20 protein-coding genes and 1 other annotated feature are annotated in these 25,496 nt (G+C 46.2%); of the genes, 6 read left to right on the top strand and 14 right to left on the bottom strand.

Going from position 1 to position 25,496, the window contains the following annotated elements:
- Positions 1-223 precede the first annotated feature (223 nt).
- Positions 224-613, bottom strand: a complete 390-nt coding sequence (locus NST74_RS08370) for a spore coat protein (RefSeq protein WP_042125587.1) — start codon at positions 611-613, stop codon at positions 224-226.
- Between the two features lie 31 nt (positions 614-644).
- Entirely contained in the window at positions 645-878 is a 234-nt protein-coding gene (locus NST74_RS08365; RefSeq protein WP_042125585.1) for a hypothetical protein, read from the bottom strand.
- Positions 879-1,055: 177 nt separating this feature from the next.
- Here NST74_RS08365 and NST74_RS08360 point away from each other — a divergent pair, with 177 nt between their 5' ends.
- Complete coding sequence (locus NST74_RS08360) at positions 1,056-2,312, top strand: NAD(P)/FAD-dependent oxidoreductase (RefSeq protein WP_341111453.1); 1,257 nt, start codon at positions 1,056-1,058, stop codon at positions 2,310-2,312.
- Positions 2,313-2,367: 55 nt separating this feature from the next.
- On the opposite strand, the gene NST74_RS08355 is transcribed toward NST74_RS08360, so the two are convergent.
- From NST74_RS08355 to NST74_RS08345, 3 genes are all read right to left on the bottom strand, one after another.
- Complete coding sequence (locus tag NST74_RS08355) at positions 2,368-2,910, bottom strand: hypothetical protein (protein WP_341111451.1); 543 nt, start codon at positions 2,908-2,910, stop codon at positions 2,368-2,370.
- Positions 2,911-3,125: 215 nt separating this feature from the next.
- Positions 3,126-3,545: a DUF350 domain-containing protein gene (locus NST74_RS08350; RefSeq protein ID WP_042125581.1), complete on the bottom strand. Its 420-nt coding sequence runs from the start codon at positions 3,543-3,545 to the stop codon at positions 3,126-3,128.
- Positions 3,546-3,576: 31 nt separating this feature from the next.
- Positions 3,577-5,943: an endonuclease MutS2 gene (locus tag NST74_RS08345; RefSeq protein WP_341111448.1), complete on the bottom strand. Its 2,367-nt coding sequence runs from the start codon at positions 5,941-5,943 to the stop codon at positions 3,577-3,579.
- A 150-nt stretch (positions 5,944-6,093) separates the two neighbouring features.
- Between NST74_RS08345 and NST74_RS08340 the strand changes: the two genes are divergently transcribed.
- On the top strand, positions 6,094-6,441 hold the full coding sequence (locus tag NST74_RS08340; RefSeq protein WP_060625232.1) for a phage holin family protein: 348 nt from the start codon (positions 6,094-6,096) through the stop codon (positions 6,439-6,441).
- 68 nt (positions 6,442-6,509) lie between these two features.
- Here the strand turns inward: NST74_RS08340 and NST74_RS08335 are convergent, their stop codons facing one another.
- Positions 6,510-7,523: a diguanylate cyclase gene (locus NST74_RS08335; protein WP_052414522.1), complete on the bottom strand. Its 1,014-nt coding sequence runs from the start codon at positions 7,521-7,523 to the stop codon at positions 6,510-6,512.
- A gap of 326 nt (positions 7,524-7,849) precedes the next feature.
- On the opposite strand from NST74_RS08335, the gene NST74_RS08330 reads away from it, so the two are divergent.
- Positions 7,850-8,233: a cupredoxin domain-containing protein gene (locus NST74_RS08330; protein ID WP_341111446.1), complete on the top strand. Its 384-nt coding sequence runs from the start codon at positions 7,850-7,852 to the stop codon at positions 8,231-8,233.
- A 238-nt stretch (positions 8,234-8,471) separates the two neighbouring features.
- Here NST74_RS08330 and NST74_RS08325 read toward each other — a convergent pair whose 3' ends face one another.
- The 8 genes from NST74_RS08325 to NST74_RS08290 all read right to left on the bottom strand — a co-directional run bounded on the left by NST74_RS08325 (position 8,472) and on the right by NST74_RS08290 (position 20,860).
- A complete protein-coding gene (locus NST74_RS08325) occupies positions 8,472-10,523 on the bottom strand; it encodes a hypothetical protein (RefSeq protein ID WP_341115854.1) in 2,052 nt (683 codons plus the stop codon).
- Positions 10,524-10,729: 206 nt separating this feature from the next.
- Positions 10,730-13,174 carry a phenylalanine--tRNA ligase subunit beta gene (gene pheT / locus NST74_RS08320; RefSeq protein ID WP_341111443.1) on the bottom strand — a complete coding sequence of 815 codons (2,445 nt, stop codon included), beginning with the start codon at positions 13,172-13,174 and terminating at the stop codon, positions 10,730-10,732.
- Positions 13,175-13,511: 337 nt separating this feature from the next.
- Positions 13,512-14,546 (bottom strand): phenylalanine--tRNA ligase subunit alpha, encoded by a 1,035-nt coding sequence (gene pheS, locus NST74_RS08315; RefSeq protein WP_076120826.1) that lies wholly within the window; start codon positions 14,544-14,546, stop codon positions 13,512-13,514.
- A gap of 60 nt (positions 14,547-14,606) precedes the next feature.
- Positions 14,607-14,893: a binding site (T-box leader), on the bottom strand.
- Positions 14,894-15,079: 186 nt separating this feature from the next.
- Complete coding sequence (locus NST74_RS08310) at positions 15,080-16,114, bottom strand: ABC transporter substrate-binding protein (protein ID WP_341111441.1); 1,035 nt, start codon at positions 16,112-16,114, stop codon at positions 15,080-15,082.
- Between the two features lie 113 nt (positions 16,115-16,227).
- Positions 16,228-17,196, bottom strand: a complete 969-nt coding sequence (gene yjfF, locus NST74_RS08305) for a galactofuranose ABC transporter, permease protein YjfF (protein ID WP_042125565.1) — start codon at positions 17,194-17,196, stop codon at positions 16,228-16,230.
- On the bottom strand, positions 17,186-18,226 hold the full coding sequence (locus NST74_RS08300) for an ABC transporter permease (RefSeq protein WP_042125563.1): 1,041 nt from the start codon (positions 18,224-18,226) through the stop codon (positions 17,186-17,188). Before NST74_RS08300 ends, yjfF begins: the two co-directional genes overlap by 11 nt.
- Positions 18,227-18,232: 6 nt before the next feature.
- Positions 18,233-19,744 carry a sugar ABC transporter ATP-binding protein gene (locus tag NST74_RS08295; protein WP_341111437.1) on the bottom strand — a complete coding sequence of 504 codons (1,512 nt, stop codon included), beginning with the start codon at positions 19,742-19,744 and terminating at the stop codon, positions 18,233-18,235.
- Between the two features lie 84 nt (positions 19,745-19,828).
- Entirely contained in the window at positions 19,829-20,860 is a 1,032-nt protein-coding gene (locus tag NST74_RS08290; protein ID WP_341111436.1) for an ABC transporter substrate-binding protein, read from the bottom strand.
- A gap of 262 nt (positions 20,861-21,122) precedes the next feature.
- Between NST74_RS08290 and NST74_RS08285 the strand changes: the two genes are divergently transcribed.
- Genes NST74_RS08285 through NST74_RS08275 form a run of 3 tightly spaced genes read left to right on the top strand, consistent with a single transcriptional unit; the run spans position 21,123 to position 25,470 of the window.
- Entirely contained in the window at positions 21,123-22,922 is a 1,800-nt protein-coding gene (locus tag NST74_RS08285) for a sensor histidine kinase (RefSeq protein ID WP_341111435.1), read from the top strand.
- Positions 22,919-24,514, top strand: a complete 1,596-nt coding sequence (locus NST74_RS08280) for a response regulator transcription factor (RefSeq protein ID WP_341111433.1) — start codon at positions 22,919-22,921, stop codon at positions 24,512-24,514. Before NST74_RS08285 ends, NST74_RS08280 begins: the two co-directional genes overlap by 4 nt.
- Positions 24,511-25,470 carry a sugar ABC transporter substrate-binding protein gene (locus NST74_RS08275; RefSeq protein ID WP_341111432.1) on the top strand — a complete coding sequence of 320 codons (960 nt, stop codon included), beginning with the start codon at positions 24,511-24,513 and terminating at the stop codon, positions 25,468-25,470. Before NST74_RS08280 ends, NST74_RS08275 begins: the two co-directional genes overlap by 4 nt.
- The last annotated feature ends 26 nt before the right edge of the window (positions 25,471-25,496 follow it).

Genomic DNA, 25,496 nt, shown 5'->3' with positions numbered 1-25,496 from the left:
ATTCATGCGTCGCCCCGCGAAAAGAGTTTAATACTAATATGACATGAATTGAGCATCTCTGCAAACAAAATAACCCCATATGATGTCCGCATAGAAGACTGTGTTTAATCAGCTAAATGGATTTATATACAAAAAACGCCTGTTTATACTGGATCCCTCCGGTATAAACAGGCGTCATTCTTAAAGCGATGAGGCAGGATGCTTCATCCGATAACCAACTTGGTTACATTAAATGAGACGGTTGATGTTGCCCATTCGAATGAAGATGCGCGTTCGCATTGTGAGCAAAGGATCCAGCTTGTCCGGTTTTTTGCTGAACAAATTGTCCGGCTTTTTGCTGCAATTGCTGTGCAGTTTGGAGCTGCTTGTCTACATCTTGGCGCAATGCTTTTGCAGGTGCAGGATACATATTCAGTTGGGACATCTGCGTATAAAGCTCGCCCTGAAGTCGAAGCGTGTTCATGGTCATGTCGTTAAACACCCGACGAACCGCTGGACATGCCGATTCTGTAGCGGCGGTCGCATATTCACGGACCGTCCGTTTCAAATCACACAAAATGGTGTTCATCAAATCCTCATCTGGCATAAATGCTGCTGAATTTTGTGCGTTCATAAAATAACCTCCTTAAGATTTAATAATGCATTTATTGTGGGCTTGTAGGCGCATATTGCTGATGTTGCTGGATTAACTGAGTAAGTGTAGTCATGTGTTGTGTATGGTTTTGCATGTGCTCCATACAAATTCGACGAACCTGCTCATTCTGTGTTGTCGCAGCTGTGGCCGCGCATTGCTTGAGGAGCAAATCCTCATTGGAAATGGAGTCGGCAATATATTCCAGTTCTTTTCCGCTTAATGCCTGCATTTGATTTGATTGCATGTGTTGTAGTCCCTCCTTGTAGTTGATCCAAACAGGCTTTAGTATACCGCCAACGAACACCATTTATTTGCCCGACAGCATTAGAGAGATATGACAAATATAAGAACATGCTGCGAATGAGACGGTAATATGCCGCCCATACTTAATTATGGAACGAATGAAGGAGCGATCAATTTCATGAGACTAAATAGCGGCACCACCCCTTGGAGAAACACTTTACAAGACCCTCCAACTTATCCCGCGCTAGAGGATACCATACGCTGTGATTGCCTGGTTGTAGGCGCTGGAATGGGCGGAGCAATGGCATCCTATCGCTTGTCGTTAAGCGGAGCGGAGGCTGTTCTGATCGAAAAAAAACGAGTCGGCAGCGGAAGTTCACATGCCAATACTGGTTTGCTGCAAATATCTAACGACAAATCGTTAACCTCATGTATGAACACCTTTGGAGAAAAGAACGGCTTGCTCTTTTATCAGCTATGCCAAGCAGGGGTTAGAAATATTCTGGATCTGCCGGCCAAACTCGATATCGATCCCCAAATCATTCCTCGCAGCAGCCTTTTATATGCCAGTACACCTGAGGATGTACCCGCTTTGCGAGAAGAATATGAGAATCTCGTTGCTCACGGATTCGATTCTGATTTCTGGGAAGAGGAAAAAATAGCATCGGTGTATTCTTTTTCAAAACCCGCTGCGCTTTATTCACGCGGTGATGCAGAGGCGAATCCTTTCCGGACGGTTCACAGCCTGATCGCCAAGGCAGCAATGAATGGTGTACATGTTTATGAGCAAACCGAGGCTAAACGCTATGAATTTACTGAAGATGGCGTAATTTGCCATACAGAGCATGGACGCATCATTGCGAAAAAGGTTATCTTTGCAATGGGCTATGAAACGCAGGAGTTTAAAAAAGACCGGGGCGCTGAGCTGATCAATACGTATGCTGTGATGACCAAGCCTCTGAAGGAATTTCCGAAATGGCATGAGCGCAGCCTTCTTTGGGAAACCGCCCGACCGTATTTGTATTTTCGGACAACACCGGAGGGACGTATCATTGCAGGAGGCAAAGATGAGCCATTGACGGATCCCGAGCGTCGTGATGTCAGAGTAATCTCTCAGAGTCAACGGTTATTGGAAGAGCTGGAAGCTCTGTTTCCTGAAATCAAAGGCATCGAGATAGAATACTCCTGGGGAGCTGTATTCGGCTCCACGCGTGATGGGCTCCCTTATATCGGCCCACATCCCAAGTTCCCTCATTGCTATTTCATCGAGGGTTATGGAGGCAATGGAACGGTGTACAGCATGATTGCTGCGGAGTTATTAACAGATACGATTGCGGGTAAACACCGGCCGGAGCTAGATCTATTCTCGTTGACACGATCAGTTAAACCTTCTCCTTCTCAGAATACGAACGTAAATACACAGAAATGGAATTAAAAAAAGCTTAGTCCCCTTATAGTCAATTAGAGGACTAAGCTTTTTATGATGATGCTTATGCTCTATCGGTACTCAGATTACGTACGAGCTGAATACGGTCTTCCTGCGCCAGACTATGCTGTACATGGAAACATGATGGGCACACATAGACATTAAGCGAGAATGGAGATGTTAATACAGGTCCACCCAGTGTAGCCGGTGCAGAAGGCTCGAAGTTGTTAACAAGCTGCTTTCCAGCAAGGATTGTTAATTCATGGCATTGTGTACATTCGGGTGCTTCTTCCTGAATCGCTAAGATACCCGATACACGCTCTTCATACTTATTCAAATCATAATCATCACCGAATTGGTTGAGCGTGTTGTAGATAGGCACTACACTGTCTTTGTCGACGTCGCCCCAAAGATCCTCATCATTAATAACCTCTTGTTTAGGTTCTTCTACAACTTCCTCTTCCTCTTCTTCGATGCCGTCTATCCCTACAGTAACAGTACGATATCCGTTAAGTTCATTGTTACAGTGAGGACAATTTTCCTCTGGTCCGAATTCCTCGTCCCATACGATTTCAGTATGACACCAAGGGCACACAGTTGTTTCCATCTTTATAATCTCCTTCTTACTTCACGTTTAAATTTAGTTCATCATTAAATAAATAATACCTGCTGCTATAAAAGCAATGGCTGACACAAACAGAACTCGGGTAAGAATCTTCATGATATCCTCCTAATCCCCCACAAAGTGGAGCTGCTCATTTCAAAGCTTGTCCAGATCCATCTGGAATCCTTTGTAGGGAGGTGCAAAACCGCCTATTTTATTTAAAATATAGCTGCACCGATCACATAAGACAACGATACCGAGATCAGCATTGCTATTAGCCCAACAGCACGGTTATCCGCAGCGATCTCCTCATCAATAGAGAATACCGGGGTTAGAAATTCAAATAAAAAATAGGCAAGCAGCAGCAGTAAAAAACCAACAACCGACCACTTCATCGTCTCATAAATCGAGACACCTGATTCAATACTGAAGCGCAGCACGTTGCAAATTCCGAAGATTTTGCCGCCAGTAGCCATGGCTACTGCCAAGTTTCCCTTGCGAATTTCTTCCCAGCAATTATATTTCGTTACCATTTCAAAAATAGACAGAAATACAACAAGCCCTAGAATTGCCACTGCAAAGTAGCCAAGCAAGGCACCTAGCGGATGACCCAGCAAAAGATCAATATCTCCTTGCACACTCTTCCCTTCTTTCTGCCGGGCAATCCCGCTATTGCAGCTCAGCTACGGTTACGCCTGCGCCGCCTTCATTATAATTTCCAAGCCTATAGCTCTTAACATGTCTGTGCTTACGCAAATATTCTTGAATCCCTGTGCGGAGCACACCTGTACCCTTACCATGAATAATTGAAATCTGGCCCAAGTTGCCTAAGAAAGCTTCATCAATAAAACGATCCGTCTCCATGATTGCTTCCTCTAGGTTGGTCCCCCGTAAATCCAGTTCTCTACGAATATTCTCGTCACGGGAACGTTTAACGGTTGTCGCCTGCCGAAGAGGCACCGGTGCAGAGGCAGCCTTAGATGAGAGCAGTTCAAGATCATCCAGTCTCACCTTCATCTTCATGATCCCAAACTGTACTAAAGCCTCTTTAGTGCCGCTTAATTCCACTACAAAACCTTTTTGATTTAAGCTATCTACTTTTACTTCATCACCAGGGCCAATCGTCCGCGGAGCCTTAGCTGGCTTCCGAGTAGCGGCCTTCTTACGGGGTGAAGGTTCCGCTTCATCTAGACGTCTCCGTGCTTCAATCAGCTTATGCTCTTTGACTGAAGCGCCTTCTTCCATAGCTAAGCGGCGCAAATCGCTGATGATTTCTTCAGCTTCCTTACGCGCTTTCTCCAAAATCGCATTGGCATCTTTCTCCGCTTTCTCCAGTCGTTTGTCCCGCTGGCTTTCCAGCTTTTCAAGCTCTTGCTGCTGTCTGCTGCGCAGTTCTTCCACTTCACGGCGGATACTCTCCGCTCTCTCATGTTCCTGTTCTGCACCAAGTCGATTCTCTTCAAGAGAAGCAATCATATGCTCCACACGAAGGTCTTCTTCCTTCACTTCACCGCGTGCATGCTCCAGAATCGCGCCTGGCAAACCTAATCGCTCTGCAATTGCAAAAGCGTTGCTTCGTCCAGGAACACCGATCAGCAAACGATAGGTAGGACTAAGACTTTGGACATCAAATTCCATGCTGGCATTGATGACCCCTTTACGCTCATAAGCATATGCCTTCAGTTCGCTATAATGCGTGGTAGCGACCATACGGCATTCAGTCCGGTGAATATGCTCCAGAATGGCAATTGCCAACGCGGAACCTTCCGCCGGATCGGTTCCTGCACCCACTTCATCAAGCAGAATAAGACTCTTCGGAGTCATTCGGCGCAGAATGGATATAATATTCGTCATATGGCTGGAGAACGTACTCAGACTTTGCTCAATGCTCTGTTCATCGCCAATATCTGCATAAATGGCATCAAACACACACATTTGACTGCCTTCCTCTGCTGGAATGAACAAACCAGACATCGACATAAGACTCAACAGTCCAATGGTCTTGAGTGTAACGGTTTTACCACCTGTATTCGGTCCAGTTACAATTATCGAGCTATATTGGTTGCCGAGCTCCACATCCAGAGGAACCACATGCTCCGCAGGAATCAGCGGATGTCGTCCTTTGCGCAGCTTCAAATACCCGCGATCATTCATGCGAGGCTGCGTAGCCTTCATATCTCGTGCAAGACGTGCCTTAGAGAAGATGAAATCAAGCTCACCTAAAATATCGATATCATAAGTCATTTCTTCGGCTATATCAGCTACAAGCGCTGTCAACCTGTGCAAAATGATCTCGATCTCCCGCTCTTCACGCAGCCGTGTTTCACGCAGCTTGTTATTCATCGCCACAATAGACTCAGGTTCGATAAATAAAGTCGCACCTGATCCAGACTGATCATGTACGATACCACCGAAATGCGCACGATACTCCGCTTTTACAGGAATAACAAACCGATCCCCACGAATCGTTACCAGCTGATCCTGCAGCATTTTAGATACGGAAGAAGAACGAATCATGGAATCCAGCTTCTCACGAATTCGAGTCTCTCCGCCGCGTAATTCACGTCGAATCGTAGCCAATTCAGAGCTAGCTGTGTCAAGAACATCTGCGTTCTCGTCTATGCATAAACGAATGGCATCCTCTACATGTTTTTGCTCCGACAAAACATCGCTGAGTGAAAATAGGAATTCAATCTTCTCCTCCTCATGCATAGCTGCCAGGAAGCGTTTGACTCTTCTTGCTCCGCCAATGGTAGTTCCCACTGCCAGCAGTTCAGTTGTTCCCAGCATTCCGCCTATAGAGGCACGTTTTAGTGCAGCTCGAATATCGCTTATCCCGCCAAATGAAGGAATACCCTTCAGGCGATCCACATTAGCCGCTTCATCCGTGGCTTGAAGTAGTTTTTTCACGCCTTCAAAATCACCGGAAGGTCTTAGCTGCTCCGCAGTCAATCGCCCCATTGAGGTTTGCGTATATTGCATTAATTTATTTAAAATCTTGCGATATTCAAGCGTATGCAAAATTTTGTCGTCCAATTACAGTCACAGCTCCCTTCATAGATGTTTCCATTATACAGAATTCAAGTCAATTTCGCTATTTGGTATAGGATTAAGCATAAAAACAAGTATTAAGGTCACAATAAGAACTGCACATATCCTTAGCTTGGGCCAAAGGAGGTTAGTACATTGAATTTCTTGAGTCATGTGGGTCGTTTTATTGTAGCAGCGCTTGTTCTGATGGTTGTCGGTTGGATTGTTCCACAGTTCACTATTGGAGGCTTTTGGAGCGCTCTTATCCTTGCACTGGTGATCGCGTTACTCGGCTGGGTTGTCGAAGGAATCTTCGGCAAGAAAGCAACACCCTTCGGTCGCGGTATTGTCGGTTTTATCGTCAGTGCATTAGTCATCTGGGTCGCCCAATTCGTAGTGAGTGGAGTTAGCGTATCCATTCTAGGCGCAATCCTGGCAGCACTGGTTATCGGTATTGTCGACTTGTTTTTACCGGTATCCACCCCGTTCGAAGCGGCAAAGTAACGAAAGCTTTCCACAACACAGAACCCCTATTCCCGGTTCTTTTCCGGCAATAAGGGTTCTGTGTTTTTTTATCCATAAGTCGCAATTTCAGCTCCATCATTGTCAAAAGCATTAACGACTGTATTCTTGCCACGTTTCTTCGCTGCATATAGCGCATTATCCGTTTTGCGGAACAGAATCTCCTTCCCGTCCCCTAGCTGATATTCACATATTCCAATGCTTACGGTGATCGGCTTATTGCCAGCGTGCAAATGCTCTATTCGAGCAATGTTGATCCGTAGTTCCTCTATAGCTTTATAGGCCTCAGAATAACTTTTGTCCGTAAAAATCACTGCAAACTCTTCACCGCCGTATCTGGCTGCAAAATCATTAAGTTCGATCATGCCGCCAACCTTTTCCGCAACCGCCTTAAGTACAAGATCCCCTACCCAGTGCCCATATGTATCATTAACCTGCTTGAAATTATCGATATCGAAAAGAGCCAGCTGTAATTTGAGGTTGTTGCTCTCACACTGCTCTAATAATGTATCCAGGTATTCATGAAATGTTTTATGGTTGTACAGCCCAGTGAGTGCATCTGTCTTGAGCAGCTTATCAGAAACAGCCCTCTCCACCATGAGATCTTGGCCTTCCTTCGTTAATCTCTCTAGATTATCACGCGCTTCCCGAGCTCGGATTATTACTGCATGAGCCATCCCTACGAAAATAATAAATACACACTCTACCATTAAGAATTCAAGCAACGGTTTATTCAGAAATATCCGTTCTAATCCAAAATAATTCCCTGCATAAAACACTACGCTGAATATCCCCATAATGTACAGAAGCTTACTATCAAAATAAATTAGAGCAACCATAATAGGCATCATTAACGTCATCTGCGCACCATCAACATAAGGCTCTAATACAAAATACATAAGATAGGATACTAGAAATCCACAACTGACCACTCCGAGCTTAGGAGAAAGTCTGCTATACCGCAGCCACAGCTCAGCTGCAATCATAAAGATCACAATCAGTAAATTGCAAGCTAGAAACAAATGTGATTGCGTTTGTGTGTGGGGAAGGTCAACATTTATCATAAAAAGGATCTCTGAAACCATCATTAAAATGACTATTATCCAGAAGCCTTTTAAAATTCTACGGTGCCAAATCTCTGTTTTTAGCACATCGTTATTATTAATAATCTGTATCCCCTACTTAATCGTTAATATATTCTTTTTTCATTATAATAAATCTAAATTAGATTCACATCAATTTTTTGCAATTTTCGACAAAGTTTGAGCGATCCCCTCGTTCACGGATTATTCACAATTCATCAAAGTGATGACAGAAATTTTAAGTTATGATGTTTACATAATTGTCACAATATTTCTGAGATTGTACTTCCTGGGAGGGGATAAGGATTATGAAGAGAGTTGCAATTCTGCTTTCCATTGTGTTTGTAATAGCTCTCACTGCCTGCACCAACAGTAACAATAATACAGCAAGTAATAGCGGTAATGAATCTAAGCCAGAAATCGAAGCAGAAACAGAACTCATAATTACGGCTACCAATTACAGCTTTGATCAGGAAGAATATCATTTAAAAAAAGGTGTACCCGTCAAAATTATTTTTAAAAACGATAGCGGCAATCATGGCATCCTTATCCCTGAATTTGAACTCCAGCTTAATAGCAAAAAAACATCAAAGGTAATTGTTCCGGAAGAAGCCGGCACATTCGAAATGACCTGTTCGATTATGTGCGGTTCCGGACATAGCGGTATGAATGCAAAAATCATCGTAGAATAGATGACTCAATAAAATAGCCGATCACCAGGGAATTTCCCTACGATCGGCTATTTATTTACGCTGTGGTCACTAGCATAAACGCCTTCGGCGACTCTATAAGAATGCTAAGCATTTAAGCGAGAAATATAAGAGAGGATAGTGTGGAGCTTATACTAACTTATATTTTAGACAAAGAAGGCTGACCTGAAATAGATCTCTCTACACCTCAGGTACAGCCCTCTTTTCTTGCATCCGACATTCAACTATCCTGTTCGATCAGTTGAATCCATTCATTATATTCATTTTGAAGCTTGGCATATTCCTCTTGAAGATTACGATGCTCATCCGTCATCTTCTGTAGCTCATTCTGATGCATCTCAAACTGAACCTGTAGCAGACGCAGTTGTCCTTGAGCCAACTCATAGTTCTCGCCGACTTCACCAAGCTGCTGAAGCACCTCACTGCGTTCACGTTCAATAGATTCCTGCTTCGCCTCAGCCTCACCGGCCTCCTGCTGCCAAATATCTATCTCTTCGCGCAGCTTCGCTTCTAAATCACTCCACTGCTGCTGCCGCTCGAATAACTCCTCGTACTTGTGCTTCCAGGAAGCTCCGTACGCCTCGGCCTCCTTCAGCACTTCCTGCTGCTCAGCAGCAGTAGCAGCAGCTTCACGGCTAGCTTCAGACAGCTCTTCTAAACGTCGTGCTGTCTCTTCGCCTTCTTCCTGCAGCAGCTGATATCTTTCCTGCAGACGTTCGCCATCTTGCAGTACTTCGTCATATTGAGAGATCAGTTCCTCATAGCGTTCACGAAGCGCAGACAGTTCCTTCTGAACCTGTCCACCTTGTTTACGGAGTGCTGCAGTTTCCTCTTCTGCATCTGTACGAAGTTGAACTTGATGATCTAATTGTTGTACTAATCCATCCGCTTGACCACGAAGAATCTCAATTTCCTTCTGAAGTGTCAGTGATTTCTCCTCGGACTCCAGCAGATTCATTTCGAGTTCGCCAATATCATCCATCCGTTTATCCGAAAGCTCTTGCCAATTCGCTGCCTCCGCCATAGATCCAGCGAGTTCTTCCTGAACACGGTGCAGATTATCACTCGTTTCCTGTAATGACTTCCGCAGCTCTGATGCTTCATTCTGTGACAGCTGATAACGCTGACGCAATTCTTCCAGCTCTTCATTCAACAGCACACCTAACTCAGTAGCCGTACGCAGTTCCTCACTGAGCTGTTCTTCGCGTTTAACCACTGCTTCATATTGTCCGAGCAGCGTTTGACGAGCATCTCGTTCACTCTTAAGACTGGCTTCAGCCGCACGGAGTCTAGACTGAAGTTGTCCTGTTCCACCACGGAGCTCAGCCAGCTGTTTTTCAAGCTCTTGAATGCTTTGCTTATGTCTGTGTTCCTGAGTGCCTTGCGATTGTCGAAGCTCCTTATTCTTAGCAAGCTCCCGTTGTAAAGCTTCCCGCTCTTCAGCCAGTTCCTTACCTAGCTTCGTTGTTGTATCCTCAAGCTCCTTACCCAGTGTTAACTTAGTCTCCTCGAGTTCCTTACCTAATGTCGATTTGGTTTCCTCAAGCTGTTTCTCTAATGTTGACCTGGTCTCAGTTAACTCAAGCTCCAGAGCAGACAAAGTATCTGTCTTCTCCTTAATCAGCGTCTCACGGATGTTCTCCAGCTCTTGCAGATGCGCCGTCTTCTGCTCTTCCAATTGCTGCAGACGGATGGCTTCTGCATTCGCTAGCTCCTCTCGATGATTCTCACGAATTGTAGCCTGTTCTGCCTCATAGCTTGCCCGTAGCGCTTGAAGCTCCTGCTCACGCGCAAGCAGCTCCTCTTCCAGCTTCTCTCGCGCAGCTTCAGCCGCTTGGGTCGCCTCCTGAAGCTGGTCCACATGTACCTTGCGCTCGTTCTCCTGGATCTCCAGATGACGCTTGCGTTCTTCTTCAATCGCAGCAATCAGTCGCTCTGCTTCTTCCTTAGCTGCCGCTTCAAGGCGTTCATATTCTTCTTGTCGCTCCCGCTGAACCTCCAGCAGGCGAGATACTTCCAATCGCAGTTCACTGCGTTCACCTGTCATCATGTTGAGTTCATTTTTAAAATCCTGAACCTGAATAGCCTGCTCCGCCATATGTACTGCTGCAAGCACCGCAATACGCGGCGTATCCAGTCTGGTGTGTGATTTAGAAATCGTGCGCATATGTTCGTCAACATAACGGGCCACTTGTTTCATATATTCAGTGCTGCTTCCGACGAGTTTATAGGAAGTTCCGTATATCTCCACGGCGACACGAGTCCGGTCCATAGCCACAGTTGTGCCCTCCTTTGTATGTGTGCGGATTCTAAGCTAGTCTTACTGTTTCTATTGTAGCTTTTTTCTTAAGCATTTGGCAAAATCCCTTGTAATTCAATAGATTCTCGCTGACATCCTCCGCATTTCACTCTACCCAGAAAAAGCCGCAGCGAATCTCAGTTTCTAAATGGATTCGCTGCGGCTTTACACAATTCCTGCTATTTTCTTAATTCTGCACCAAAAGTTTGTTGAAGGGACGATAATAGCTTATCGTGTACTTCTCCAACCTCTTCATCTGTCAATGTATGTTCACCGTGACGATACAGAAGTGAGATCGCAATGCTCTTCTTCCCACTCTCTAACTTGCCGCCAGTGTACACGTCGAATACCTGAACGGATTGTAGCAAAGTCCCTCCGTTTGCACGGATGGAAGCTAGCAGATCGCCCGCTGGTACAGTTGAATCAACAACCACAGCAATATCCCGTTCCATTCCCGGGAAACGCGGAAGCTCATTATATTGCAGACGGCTGTGCGTGTTATCATACAGCGGCTGCAATAAAATCTCAGCGACATAGGTATCCACTAGATCAAGCTCTCTCTGCAGTTCTGGATGGAGCTGACCCATCGTTCCGATCTTCACACGACCCTCGTCTCCGAGCAGGTACACAGACGCGGAACGTCCAGGATGATATCCTTCTGGACCGTCTCCCTCGTAGATGATTCTGTCTGTAAGACCCAAATAAGCAAATACCGATTCAAGCGCACCCTTCAAATCAAAGAAATCGACAGGCTGTGCTGAAACGTTCCATTGCTTCACGGTTAGGCTACCGCTAAGCAACAACCCCAGCACTGGCAACTCACGCGGCTGGCGAGTCAACTGTTCTTCATCCGTGAAGAAGACATTGCCGATTTCAAACAACGCTAGATCGCTTTGACGACGGTTGGTATTGTAGCTAGCAATATCCAAAAGTTGTGGCAGAAGGCTAGTACGCAGTACACTGCGTTCTTCACTCATTGGCATAGCCAATTTAACCGCTTGTGAGCCTTCTGATAACTCAGGGAACATTTTGCTTTGTGCCGGCTGGATGAAGGAGTAACCCATCACTTCCTGATAACCGCCATGCGACAACAGGCGACGCAGTTCACGGCGGAGTGATTGCTTATGCGTTAATGCACCTGGCGTTGTAACTCCTTCAATCAGGGTCGTTGGAATATTGTCATACCCGTACAGACGAGCAATTTCTTCGATAAGGTCAACATCATAGCTGATATCGCCACGTCTAGTCGGCACCTGAACTTCGATCAGCCCTTGTGCAGTATCACCACACTTGAAATGAAGACGTCCAAACAATGTCTTCACTTCTAGCAAGGACAGATCTGTTCCGAGATAACGGTTCAGCTTCTCCAAGGACAAAGTCAGTACCTTCTCTTCAGTTGCGACTGTTCCTGCTTGAACAATTCCTTCATGCACAGATCCGCCAGCATAACGTGCAATAAGTACTGCTGCACGGTTCAATGCAGGAATCACTGCATTTGGGTCCACTTCTTTCTCGAAACGAAGGGATGCTTCCGAGCGAAGACCCAGTTGACGCGAGGTTTTACGAACAGTTCCTCCATCAAACTTAGCGGATTCCAGAACGAGATTTACCGTTTCAGCAGTAACTTCCGTATCCTGACCTCCCATTACTCCAGCCAGAGCTACTGCTTTAGCTCCATCAGCGATAACGAGCATATGTGGCTCAAGCTTCCGTTCTTGGCCATCAAGTGTAGTCAGGACTTCACCTTCATGAGCAAGACGAACGCCGAGTTCTCCACCGTCTATTTTATCTGCATCAAAAGCATGCAGCGGCTGTCCGTATTCGAGCATCACATAGTTAGTGATGTCTACGATGTTGTTAATTGGACGAATCCCTGCCGCCATCAGACGATTCTGAATCCACAGCGGTGATGCTGCAGGTTTAACACCCGAGATATAACGAACAGCGTAGTGGCTGCAAAGTTCTTCATTCTCAATCTTAACGGAAATAGATTTATCAGCTGCTCCGCTGATCTCAATGATTTCGCCTGCTGGATTAGGCAATTTGATCTCGCGTCCAAGAATCGCGCTCACTTCATAAGCAGCACCAATCATGCTTAGGCAATCTGAACGGTTCGGAGTCAGATCGAATTCCAGAATCTCATCATCTAAACCCAGCAACTTTGAAATATCTTGACCGATCTCTGTTCCCTCTGGAAGCACAAGAATTCCTTCTTGTTGCTCTTTAGGAAGCAATTTATCATTCAGTCCTAATTCTTTAGCTGAGCAGATCATCCCTTGCGATAATACTCCGCGCAGCTTTGCTTTTTTGATATCGAGTCCTGGCAGCTTAGCACCAACAAGAGCTACAGGAACGGTTTGTCCCGCAGCCACATTTTTTGCGCCGCAGACGATTTGCAGATCTTCACCTTGACCTGCATCCACGATACATATGTTCAGCTTATCAGCATCAGGATGCTTTTCCTTCGATTTCACATAGCCGGTTACGATGCCCGAAATCCCTTTATTTCGGCGCTCTACTCCGTCAATTTCAATGCCGGCAGCGGTAATCTTCTCCGCTAGCTTTTCAGCGGTTACTCCTTCAATCGATGTATAATCAGCCAACCATCCGGTTGATACTTTCATGTCCGCTCACTTCCTTTATGTTTCAGATGTATTTATCTACTTGCCGTTCGATCTGCTTCCAGTCGGAGGCTTGATTAAGAGCTCTCAATTTCAACTACAAAACACTATTAAGAGCGGTCCCTGCAAGGAATCTTTGGACTTCCGGCCGCTGTTGTCCCCAGATTTCTTGATCTAAACCGCTCTTCGCGGTGGAAATCCGGGGACAAAGGCGGTCGCTATCGCTCCTACAGTTCCAAAATTCCTTTCCGATCCTAGCTTAATAGGGTTTTTACAACATGAAATCAAATGCTCCAAAATCCATCCTCCGAATCCGTCAGCCAGCTCGCCCACCAAAAATCTAAACGCCCTTGAACTGCTTTACAAAACTCATATCGTTGTTATAGAAATGACGGATGTCATCGATGCCGTATTTAAGCATAGCAATCCGCTCAACACCCATACCGAATGCGAAGCCGCTATACTTAGCAGGATCATAGCCACCCATTTTCAGAACATTTGGATGCACCATACCCGCGCCAAGAATTTCTAACCATCCGCTTTGCTTGCACAGTCTGCAACCATCACCGCCACATTTGAAGCAGCTTACGTCCACTTCAACGCTAGGCTCGGTGAACGGGAAGAAGCTCGGACGAAGACGAATGCCTGTATTCGGGCCGAACATCTCCTGCACGAATTGCTGAAGCGTACCTTTCAGGTCACTCATCCGAATGTTGCTTCCGATAACCAAACCTTCGATTTGATGGAACTGGAAGGAGTGCGTTGCATCGTCATCATCACGGCGGAATACTTTACCCGGGCAGATGATTTTAACTGGAACTTCACCGTTCATAGCCTGCATAGTACGAATCTGTACCGGAGATGTTTGAGTGCGCATGAGCAGATCATCCGTCAAATAGAAGGAATCCTGCATATCACGAGCCGGGTGGTTCTTAGGCAGATTTAGGGCTTCAAAGTTATAATAATCGGTCTCCACTTCAGGACCTTCAGCCACACGGTAACCCATACCAATGAAAATATCCTCAATTTCCTGAACCACTCTGCTAAGCGGGTGAATGCCCCCTTGCTGCATGCGTCGGCCCGGCAGGGTTACGTCGACTTTTTCAGCCTGCAGACGCTGTTGTGTCTCCTGTTGTTGAAATGCCTCTTGCTTCGCTCCAATAATCTCCTCAATCGCACTACGCACCTGATTCGCTACTTGCCCGATAACCGGACGCTCCTCAGCACTAAGTCCTCCCATACCACGTAGAACTTCTGTAAGCTCACCTTTTTTACCGAGATACTTCACTCTTAGGTCATTCAGAACCTGTGGATCCATAACCTCCTGCAACTTAGCCAGTGCCTCTACCTTCAATGCTTCCAACTTCTCTTTCATGGCCGTGTACAGCCCCCTTCAATCATTGTCTAGTTCAACAAAAAAAGGCCTTTCCTCCCGGTAAGGGACGAAAAGACCGTGGTACCACCCTTGTTAGATAAGCTGATCTGTTCCCCTTAAGAGCTTCATTCCCTCTTTTGGCTGGACAGATACCTATCTCACTTTATACAGAAATAACGGTCTGTGACCGGTTTCCCCTACGCTTCCTTGCAAGGCAATCTTAAGGAATTCAAGGAACTGCTCCGGAGTGAACTTCGACAGCTCTGTTTCCTAGAAACGCTCTCAATCACCGGCGTCTCCTCCCTGTAAGTCAGGCACTGTGTACTCTTCTCCATCAATACATTTCACAATTCAATCTAATTGTCAGGTATCTCTTTAATGTAAGAGATATGTCTATTTATTATATGCAAAATCTGTCGTTTTGACAAGTTCAAGCATAATTAGGTCAATTTTGATCTGGCTTTAAGCTAGCTTCTGACTCCAGCTGCACCCCCGGAAGGAACACCTCAAAGCGAAAGCTTTTTATCATCTGGTTAATATGTCCGGTTATCTACTTCCATTGCGGCCAGTTCCTGAGGGTAAATATCTTCTGCTGGAACCATACGTTTGGGGAGGGTCCGGCCCGACATAATCTCTTGGGTAGCTTGCATTAGTAAAGGACCCAAGAGCGGATTGCATTCAACGACAGCATTAATGTTCCCGGCAATCATCTGTTCAAAGGCCCGGCGTGTCCCGTCAATTGAAATTATTATAATATCAGTACCCGGCTTCAGTCCGGCCTCCTCAATGGCTTCAACTGCACCAACGGCCATGTCATCATTATGGGAGAACAGCACCTGCGGCCACTCATCTTGAGGCAGGCTCAGGTATTCCTGCATGATCTTACTCCCTCCTGCCTTAGTAAAATCCGCAGGGCGGGTAAGTGTAATTTCAAAGGTATTCCGCCCCTTTATCGTCTCCCGAAACCCGCGTCCGCGGTCAATTGAAGGGGTGGATCCGATAGTACCCTGAAGTTCGGCAATTTTGATTTGTCCGGTATGATGCCGCATTTTGTCCAGCATATATTTAGCGGCCTTCACCCCTTCTTCAAAGAAGTCAGAGCCTATGCAGGTCACATAAAGTGAGTGGTCTTGCACATTAATAGAACGGTCAAGAATGATGACGGGTATGCCTGCCTGCTTTACTTCTTCTAAAATATCATCCCATCCGGTCTGCACAACAGGGGCAATTGCAATGATATCTACATTGCTCTTCATAAATGAACGGATGGCTTCCACCTGCTTTTGCTGAGATTGCTCAGCATTCTTCATAATTAGTGAAATGCCCGCTTCCCGAGCTGCCTCCTTAATGGAATTCGTATTTGCAGCTCTCCATGTACTCTCCGAGCCCAACTGGGAGAATCCGAGTAATATAGTTTTGGCTGCAGGCAGATCTGCCTGCGGAGGATTATTGATCTTCAAGGGGATTTCCGTAGGCCTGAGCGAAGGTTCCGCACTCCTGACCCCTGCTCCAAAGCAGCCAGTCAGGAACACAAACACTAAGCAGACTATCCATTTCCCTGCTTTCACTGAACTCTCCCCCATTTTGGTAACGGTTGCATTTATAAACGAAAACTATCGGGAACCCAAGAAAACGGAGCCCGATGGTAATTGTAGCAACAATTCTATAGTAAGAGCAACTGCTACTGCCTTAGGATAGAACGTCTTGCACTAAGAATTCTCTGAAACAGGATAAAGGTGAAGAGCAGCAGACCGATAACAATTTTGGTCCACCAGGAACTGAGTGTACCATCGAAACTGATTAAGGTTTGGATTACGCCCTGAATTAGCACACCGAAAAAGGTACCAAGTACATAACCGACGCCTCCAGTTAGTAACGTTCCACCTATGACAACCGCAGCAATCGTGTCAAGCTCAAAACCAACTGCATGAAGCCCGTATCCCGATAGCATGTAGAATGTGAACACGACGCCAGCCAAAGCTGAACAGAATCCGCTAAACGCATATACCAGCACTTTGGTTCGCGCAACCGGAAGCCCCATCAGCAGCGCCGATTGTTCGTTTCCCCCAAGAGCGTACACATTGCGGCCAAATCGCGTATAATGCGCGATGAAGATAGCGGCGGCTGTGACAATCAACGCAACAATAGCACTGATTGAAATAAAGCTGCCACCCGGGAGCGTGATCTTGGTCTGCGCTACATTCGTATAGAAAGCGTTATCTATCGTTATCGTATCAATGCTGATTACATAGCACAATCCACGAGCTAAAAACATTCCCGCTAAAGTCACGATAAAAGGCTGAATTTTAAAATAGTGGATAATGGCGCCCATTCCGGATCCAAAAACGGCGCCCATAAGAAGTACTAGCGGAATAACGACTGCTGGAGACCATCCTTGCTGCTGAATCAGGCTCGCTGACACCATTGTTGTGAGAGCGATGATTGAGCCGACGGACAAATCAATACCTCCGGACAGAATGACAAAGGACATGCCGATGGCGGTAATCAGCAGAAAGGCATTATCCACGAAAAGGTTCATCAGTACCTGCAGAGAGAAAAAACCGGTATAGCGGAAAGAACCTGCAGCAAACATGGCCAGAAACAGTGCAATCGTTACAATAATAGGAATATACTTGCGTTTAAGAAACATGGCGTGCAATCTCCTTTTCTCCTGGATAATGCCGCTTTTTCCACCGCAAGGCAAGTGCTGCCCGGAAGGCAGACGACTGGATCAAGCAGACCGCTAGCACTACGAACGCTTTGACTACCAGCGTGATTTCCGGCGGAACACCGATCATGTAGATTGTGGTGGTCAGCGTTTGGATGATCAGGGCTCCGACAACAGTTCCAAGTAAATAGAAGCGTCCGCCGTTTAGTGATGTTCCGCCGATAACGACTGCCAGGATGGCATCTAGTTCATACCACAGCCCTGCGTTATTTCCATCTGCGCTGGATACATTTGAACTCAACAGCAATCCGGCTATACCGGCACACAATCCGCAGAATATATATACGGACATCATCACCCATTTGGCACGAATACCCGACATCAGACTTGCCATCGGGTTACAGCCAACCGATTCAATAAACAGCCCCAGTGCTGTCTTTCTTGTGAGCAGTACGGCTGTAACAAGAACGGCCGCTACTACAAAGATGGAGAACGGCAAAGTCGCCAATGAACCGGAGCCGATATAAGTGTATTTATCGCTCGTCACTGTGATAATCTGTCCGCCAGTAATGAGTTGGGCTATTCCGCGCCCGGCCACCATAAGAATCAAGGTGGCAATAATCGGCTGAATGCCAGCGACTGACACCAGCAGCCCATTCCATACCCCCAGAAGGAGAGATAGCACCACTGCCATTAGTACCGATATCAGAATCAAGGACAGCATATTCTGATCCGAGCCTTTGCTAATGGAAAGACAGGCAATAGCTCCCGATATAGCCACGATTGATCCGACGGACAAATCAATCCCGCTCGTAGCCACAACCAGAGTCATTCCGATCGCCACGAGTACCAAAGGGGCGCCAAAGTTGAGAATATCGATCAGACTGCCGTATAAATGCCCGTCTTGCAGCGTAATCGAGAAGAAATCAGGAGAATAAAAAAGATTAAATAGCATCAATGCAGCCAGTACGCACAGCGGCCAGAATAAATGATGTTTATAAATGGTTTTCATATGATCTCAGCTCCCTGCTATTGCCTGCATGATTGTATGCTGGCTCATATCCTTGTCTGAAATTTCCGTTACTTTATGCCGGTCCCGTAGAACAACGATTTTGTCGCTGACGCGAATCACTTCTTCCAGTTCGGAAGAAATAAACACAAAGGACATTCCTTGGCGTGAAAGTGACAGTACCAGCTTCTGAATCTCCGCTTTTGCGCCAATATCTATCCCGCGGGTCGGTTCGTCCAGAATAAATAAATCCGGCTCAGTTAACAGCCATCTGGCGAGTAGCACCTTTTGTTGATTACCACCGCTTAAATTCTTAATCAGGTGATCGGGATTGGGCGGGTTGATATTAAGCATACGGATATATTCCTCTGCAACTTCGTCCTGACGCTTTCGGGAAATGGTCTTGAACCAGCCCAGTTTGGCCTGCAGGGCAAGAATAATATTTTCCCGGATCGAAAGATCTCCAATGATGCCTTCAGTCTTTCTATTTTCTGAACAGAAGGCAATCCGCCGATGAATCGCCTCACGCGGCGAGCGTACGTTTTCTCCTCCAACAGCAAACGTAAGCTTACCGGTATCAGGCTTATCGGCTCCGAACAATAACCGTGCAGCTTCGGTCCGGCCCGAACCCAAAAGACCGGCAAGGCCAACAACTTCTCCCTTAGAGATAGACAGATCAAACGGTTCGATGGATCCCTTCCGACCCAGTCCTTCAGCTTTGAGCAGCTCCTCTCCCGCTTTATCCTTATTGGTTCCTGAAAGAACAGGAAGTTCCTCCAGCAAATTCAGTTCCTTGCCGATCATCTTCAGAACAAGATCCAGCCTAGTCAGATCTTTTGCCATATGCTCCCCGGCAAATTCCCCATTTCGCAGGATGGTTACCCGGTCGGAGATTTCATACATCTGATCCAGAAAATGAGTAACGAATAGAATCGCAAGCCCGTCACTTTTCAGCTTCCTCACTACACGGAATAATTGTTCGACCTCATTTTTGTCCAGACTGGAGGTTGGTTCGTCCAGAATCAGAACCTTTGCGGAAATATTTAGTGCCCTGGCAATAGCGATTAACTGCTGTACAGCAACGGAATACATGTGCAGAGGTTGAGCCACGTCTATATCTAGATTCAAACGGTCCTTTAGCAGCACTTCCGCCTTTCGGTTCATTTCTTTCCAAATGATGCGGCCCAGTTTTCGGGGCTCTCTCCCGATAAATATATTCTCTGCCACTGTCAGATTGGGGCAAAGATTGACTTCCTGATACACTGTGCTAATGCCGGCCGCCTGTGATTCCAGTGGATTGTGCACCGTTATAGGAATGCCTTCCATTTCTACAGTTCCGTCATCAATGGAATATACGCCGGTCAGTACTTTGATCAACGTTGATTTTCCTGCGCCGTTTTCACCCATAAGCGCATGTACTTCTCCGGGAAAAAGACGTAAACTTACACCGCTAAGTGCTTTGACTCCCGGAAACCGTTTATGAATATTGGTCATTTGCAGTATGGGCCTTGCCATGCTCATATCATCATCCACTCCTTGGTTTAATGAAGCCACTCCGTGAACCTGGTCACCAGCTACGGAGCGGCGGTGTTAAATAGGTCAGGATTAATATTGACGGCTTGGCAGAGCTTCCTTGGCCTGTTCGGAAGTAAATGTCGTTTCTTCGGTCACAATACGGGCTTCAACCGTTTTTCCATCGACAACATCCTGAACCACTTTCATTAATTGAGGTCCAAGCAAGGGGTTACACTCGACGATAAAGTTGATTTTTCCATCGCTGGCAGCCTGCATTCCGTCTTTAACTGCATCGACCGAAATGATTTTAATATCTTCTCCGGGTTTCAGTCCGGCAGCTTCAATCGCTTGGATTGCACCCAGCGCCATATCATCGTTATGCGCATAAAGAACATCAATATCCTTATGGGCTTTCAGAAACGCCTGCATAACTTCTTTCCCCTTGGCCCGTGTAAAGTCTCCTGTCTGGGAAGCAACAATCTTAAGCTTAGGATTGCTGGAGATCACTTCCTTGAATCCCTGCATACGGTCATTAGCCGGAGCAGAGCCTGTGGTTCCCTGCAGTTCAACGATATTTATGTCTTCTGCGGCATCCTTATATTGGTCAGATAACCATTGACCAGCCTTCCGTCCTTCTTCTACAAAGTCAGAACCTAGGAATGTCACATATAGCGAAGTGTCCTTCGAGTCGACGGCACGGTCAGTCAGAACCACCGGAATTCCTGCATCCTTGGCTTCTTTAAGTACAGTGTCCCATCCGGATTCCACGACCGGCGAGAAGGCGATAACATCCACCTTTTGCTGAATAAATGAGCGAAGTGCCTTGATCTGGTTCTCCTGTTTTTGCTGTGCATCCGAAAACTTCAGCGTATAACCGGCATCTTTGGCCGAATCCTGTATCGATTTGGTGTTCGCACTGCGCCAGCCGCTTTCTGCTCCTACTTGTGAGAAGCCGAGCGTGATACTCTTAGACGGTTTCGCTCCGGAACTTCCTGCATTCCCTCCGGCAGTATTCCCGTTATTTCCAGCATCTCCGCCGCCGCTGTTACTACCGCAAGCTCCAACGATCATCATGGACAAGCTTAACGCTAACACTGCACCCATTTTTCCAAGTCTCTTCATAAACTGTTGTCCTCCCCCTTATCAATCACCATTACCTGGTGTTGGCCTGATTATAAATCGCTTACAAATCAACCTGATACGGACAGTCTTTAGCATTTGTTTATATTTTTTGGTTTTTATTAAGAACAGGTCTCTTTTGGTGTAATTTTTTAATTAAAAAGTGTGAATATTGGTTACGCTTTCTTTTTTGCTTCCGAATAGGTCATAGTTGGTATAAACTATAAGTTGCATGAACCATAGACCGTATGAGAGGAACCTACTGATGAGGATCAAGCGCTGGATCTCGTCCAGCCTGAGGGCAAAGTTGCTGGCCTTGTTTATTGTGCTCACCACCATACCGCTAATGACTGTGGGAGTGATCTCTTATCAGAAATCCTACAATTCAGTTTCCAGTCACAGTAAGGCCTCCAGCATGCTCCAGGCTGATATGCTTGGAACAAATATTGATAATATGTTTAAAGATACCGAGAGGCTTCTAGAGTTAAGTAATAACCCCAAGGTTATTCACTTCCTCTTCTCACAATCGGAGACTTACGAGGAAGCCAAAGACATTCTTCAGACCTTTGCTCTATACCGCGACACCTACAAATATGAGAATGTTCTCAACATCAGCTTGATTAACCGTTACGGGAAAGGGATCAGCGAGCGCAGAGGGATTTTCCAGTCCAATATGAATCCGCTGCGGGATCAGCATTTTCAGACACTCGCGCAGAATCCTGATTCTGTGCTGAGAATTCCGCCGGCACTGATTAAGAGCAATGAACGAATTGACGGTTTTACCTATGAAGATCAGGGAGTCATTTCGATTATGGCAGCGGTCAGACAGCAAATTACACATGAGGTCATCGGATTTATTACCGTGGATCTGGATGATTCGTTTATCAAAACGTTCTGCGACCAGGTCAAGATAGGTAAGACAGGTTTTTTTTATATTCTTGATCAGCATAGCAATCCAATCTACGTTCCTCCTATAGACAATGCTGACTGGAATATCATTCGAAAGACAAAACTTCCTTTTTCCGATCAGCCTGACGGATTTGTGCTTAGGACTGACAAGATGCCCCGGTTCATCGTACATACCGCTTCTCTTTACACGGGTTGGACAATTATCGGTATCGCTCCCTTGCAGGAAATTGTTGCCGAAGCTAATAGCATCAGGCAGCTGATCATAGTGAGCGTGGTACTCAGCATTGTATTTGCTATCACTCTGCATTATCTGTTGACCAAAAGGCTTACCCGCCCTATTCAGCTCCTTCAGCACAAAATGAGGCTTACCGCAAGCGGTTATCTCGAGGCCAAAGTCAAGCCGGTCGGAACGGATGAAATCGCCGATCTGGGACAAAGCTTTAACATCATGGTGGAGAAAATAAAAGAGCTTCTGGAGCAAAGTATACGTAAACAGCAGCAACTGCAGAAAGCGGAGCTGCGTACGCTGCAAGCCCAAATCAATCCCCATTTCTTATACAACACCCTTGATTCCATCATCTGGATGGCGGAAGCGGGCAAAAGCGACGCCGTTATCCAACTCGTGAAAGCGCTATCTGACTTATTTAGGATTAGTTTAAACAAAGGACGGGATTGGGTGATGATCCACACTGAGCTGGCTCATGCCCAGAGCTATCTGGTAATTCAACAAATGCGTTACCGGGATATCCTTGAATATCGAGTTGAAGTCGATCCTGAAATTCTGGAGTATCCGATTCTAAATATGACTCTCCAGCCACTGATAGAAAACGCTTTGTACCACGGTATTAAAAATAAAAGAGGTAAAGGCTTGATTATCATTGGCGGTTATATGGAAGATTCGGCGGTGATTCTTACCGTTAAGGACAACGGTATAGGCATATCCACAGAGCGTCTAGCATTGCTGAATCAACAACTGAAGCACCCTCTCCAGTCTGAGGAAGAGGAGCCCACCGAAGGTGGTTTTGGACTGCAGAATGTGCATCAGCGCTTACGGCTTTATTTCGGTAGTGAATATGGAGTCCTGCTGGAAAGTATCGCAGGTACAGGTACGACAATCTCTGTGCGGATACCTAAGAACAGGGGGAACTTGACATGAAGAAGGTCATGCTCGTCGATGATGAAATTCTAATCCGTGAGAGTATCCGGGATTCTATAGATTGGAAGAAGGAAGGATTCTTCTATTCCGGTGACGCTCCCGACGGTGAGCTGGCACTGCCGCTTATTGAAGAACAAGCACCCGACATTCTGATTACTGATATTAAAATGCCTTTTATGAACGGACTTGAATTGACATCCGTAGTCAGGCAAAGATTTCCCGACATCAAAATTATCATTTTAAGCGGCCATGATGATTTTCAGTATGCACAGACTGCACTCCGGCTTGGCGTTGAGGATTATTGCCTGAAACCGGTCAGCGCTGCGGAACTTATTCATATGCTGCGTGCTGTCAGCGCCAGAATTGACGAAGAGCATCGGTTAAAACAAAAAAATACGTACACCCCTGACAAGCTGTATGCTGATCTATGCGGAGGCCTAATCGGCACTGGAGCCGCCATCGAGGCGGCAGCTCAATTGGACCTGATGCTTATGGCTCCTTATTACGCAGCCATTATCCTGTCCTATATTCCATCTTCCCTTAATGAATCGGATATGGACCAGTCTCAGGTTCAGGCTGCTGAGCAGTTGCTTGTAAACACACTGACCGAGTATCCTGAACTCTGCTTTTTCAGGCGGAGCCGTAACGAAACAGTGGTTATTCTGAAGGGCGGCCAGCCGGATCAAATTTCCGGCAGAATGGATACGCTGATTCAAGTATTGAAGCATAAAAAATTCCATGCAGACTTGCAACTGTCTATAAGCTGTGGAGATATCCATGAACGTCTTCAGGGGATACATCTTTCCTTCCAGGAGGCTGAGGACGACAGAATGTTCAAGAAGCTGTCGAGACAGAACAAAGAGGCAATGATAGAGGCCTCGATCGATCATTCTCCTGACAGTGTGCTGCTAGACCGCAATCGTCTAATTGATTTTTTAAAGCTGGGCACTCCTCAGGAGGCCCCTGGCTTTATCCGTCAGTTTGCTTCCGGACTTAATCAGATAAACTGGAATTCCGTGTATGCCTACTACCTGATCAATGACATCACTTTAGAGTTAGTCCAGACAGCAAAGCTCACCTTCCGTTCAGACAGTAATCCTACAGAAACGATGCAAGAGCTGCAGAAGAAAATCCAGAATATTTCCAGGTGTGAAGAATGTCTGGATTATTTCCTTGAATTATTCGACCGGCTCTGGAAATGGCGGTCTGAAGGTTCTGGCAAATACGGAGAATTAATCGAGAAAGTCAAACTTTACATCCGGGAAAATTATCACAATGACCAGCTCTCCCTTCATGAAACTTCAAAACAGATCGGAGTCAGCTCCAGCCATCTCAGCAAAGTTTTCAGCCAGGAAACCGGGCAGACAATGACAGAGTACTTAACTGCCACTAGGATTGGCAGGGCGAAAGAAATGCTTAAAACAACCCGGTACAAAACCTTTGAGATCGCTTTTCAGGTAGGCTACAACGATCAGCATTACTTCTCTAACCTGTTCAAGAAAGTTACCGGAATGACACCAATGGAGTACCGCAAACAAGGTCATCCGAGTAAACTGGCAGAAACCAGCGCCAAAGGAGGGCAACGGATGTGACAGTCCGCTACCAAACGTTTAAGACGCTGGCGCTGCTATTAGGGTTCACCTTTATTTTCAGCGGGTGTATAGGGACCAAGAACGGGGTGAATGTCCGAGAACCGATTGACGAGGTACCTACAACCGCTGCAAGCGGCGGACCCCGGCTAACCTTCGGCATAATCTATCCTATGGTAAACGATACGTACGAAATGGTAACGGAGAATGCCGAAGCTGCAGCCGCCGACCATGACATCAAAGTTATAGTTCAAGCTCCGGATGAAGCAAACCTGGAGCAGCAGATTCGGATCATGGAGATGATGATCAAGCAGGAGGTTGACGGCATAGCCATCGATCCTGTTGACTCTGAGGCACTGATAGATGTCATCAACAAAGCTGTATCCAGCGGGATCCCGGTTATATGCTTTGAGTCCGACTCCCCGTCCAGTCAGCGGAATGCGTTTATCGGAGCTGATAACTATAAGACCGGTATTGTGATTGGTCAGACCGTAGACACACTGCTTGGCGGCAAGGGTATGATTCTGGTCCAATCCGGGATGCCCCATATGCTTGGGTTGACCCAACGGCTACAGGGACTTCAGGATTATGTGGCGCAGCATACAGAGATAGACATGCTAGAAGTTCGTCATAACGACGGCAGCGAAGCAAACGCCATTCTGCAGTTGGAACAAATGATAACGGATCACCCGCATTTCAGTGCGCTGATCAATTTGGATTTCGTGTCGAGTTCCAGCTCTGTGCTGGTCTGGAAGGCTAAGGGACTAAATCGCTATAATGTCGCGCTGGGTCTTACCCCCTATGTCAACCAATCCATTGAGAATGGCCAAATTACCCGCATCATCTCACAAAATGAGCAAAATTGGGGCCAAGCGATCATTAATAACTTACGTAAACTGGCTCAGGATGAGACATTGCCAGAGTATATTAATACGGAAATCACAGAAATACGCAACTAACCGGTTCACACCCAAACAAATGGCAT

It is taken from the genome of Paenibacillus sp. FSL F4-0125, from assembly GCF_038008565.1.
Lineage (GTDB): Bacteria > Bacillota > Bacilli > Paenibacillales > Paenibacillaceae > Paenibacillus_AQ.
This window is presented reverse-complemented; position numbering and strand designations above follow the sequence as displayed.

Excerpts from the sequence above, each read along its gene's own strand:
- NST74_RS08280 (WP_341111433.1), top strand. The coding sequence starts at position 22,919 with ATGAAGAAGGTCATGCTCGTCGATGATGAAATTCTAATCCGTGAGAGT.
- NST74_RS08330 (WP_341111446.1), top strand. The coding sequence starts at position 7,850 with ATGAAGAGAGTTGCAATTCTGCTTTCCATTGTGTTTGTAATAGCTCTC.
- NST74_RS08290 (WP_341111436.1), bottom strand. The coding sequence starts at position 20,860 with ATGAAGAGACTTGGAAAAATGGGTGCAGTGTTAGCGTTAAGCTTGTCC.
- NST74_RS08300 (WP_042125563.1), bottom strand. The coding sequence starts at position 18,226 with ATGAAAACCATTTATAAACATCATTTATTCTGGCCGCTGTGCGTACTG.
- NST74_RS08295 (WP_341111437.1), bottom strand. The coding sequence starts at position 19,744 with ATGAGCATGGCAAGGCCCATACTGCAAATGACCAATATTCATAAACGG.
- NST74_RS08355 (WP_341111451.1), bottom strand. The coding sequence starts at position 2,910 with ATGGAAACAACTGTGTGCCCTTGGTGTCATACTGAAATCGTATGGGAC.
- yjfF (WP_042125565.1), bottom strand. The coding sequence starts at position 17,196 with ATGTTTCTTAAACGCAAGTATATTCCTATTATTGTAACGATTGCACTG.
- NST74_RS08360 (WP_341111453.1), top strand. The coding sequence starts at position 1,056 with ATGAGACTAAATAGCGGCACCACCCCTTGGAGAAACACTTTACAAGAC.
- NST74_RS08365 (WP_042125585.1), bottom strand. The coding sequence starts at position 878 with ATGCAATCAAATCAAATGCAGGCATTAAGCGGAAAAGAACTGGAATAT.
- pheS (WP_076120826.1), bottom strand. The coding sequence starts at position 14,546 with ATGAAAGAGAAGTTGGAAGCATTGAAGGTAGAGGCACTGGCTAAGTTG.
- NST74_RS08325 (WP_341115854.1), bottom strand. The coding sequence starts at position 10,523 with ATGGACCGGACTCGTGTCGCCGTGGAGATATACGGAACTTCCTATAAA.
- NST74_RS08370 (WP_042125587.1), bottom strand. The coding sequence starts at position 613 with ATGAACGCACAAAATTCAGCAGCATTTATGCCAGATGAGGATTTGATG.
- pheT (WP_341111443.1), bottom strand. The coding sequence starts at position 13,174 with ATGAAAGTATCAACCGGATGGTTGGCTGATTATACATCGATTGAAGGA.
- NST74_RS08285 (WP_341111435.1), top strand. The coding sequence starts at position 21,123 with ATGAGGATCAAGCGCTGGATCTCGTCCAGCCTGAGGGCAAAGTTGCTG.
- NST74_RS08335 (WP_052414522.1), bottom strand. The coding sequence starts at position 7,523 with ATGATAAATGTTGACCTTCCCCACACACAAACGCAATCACATTTGTTT.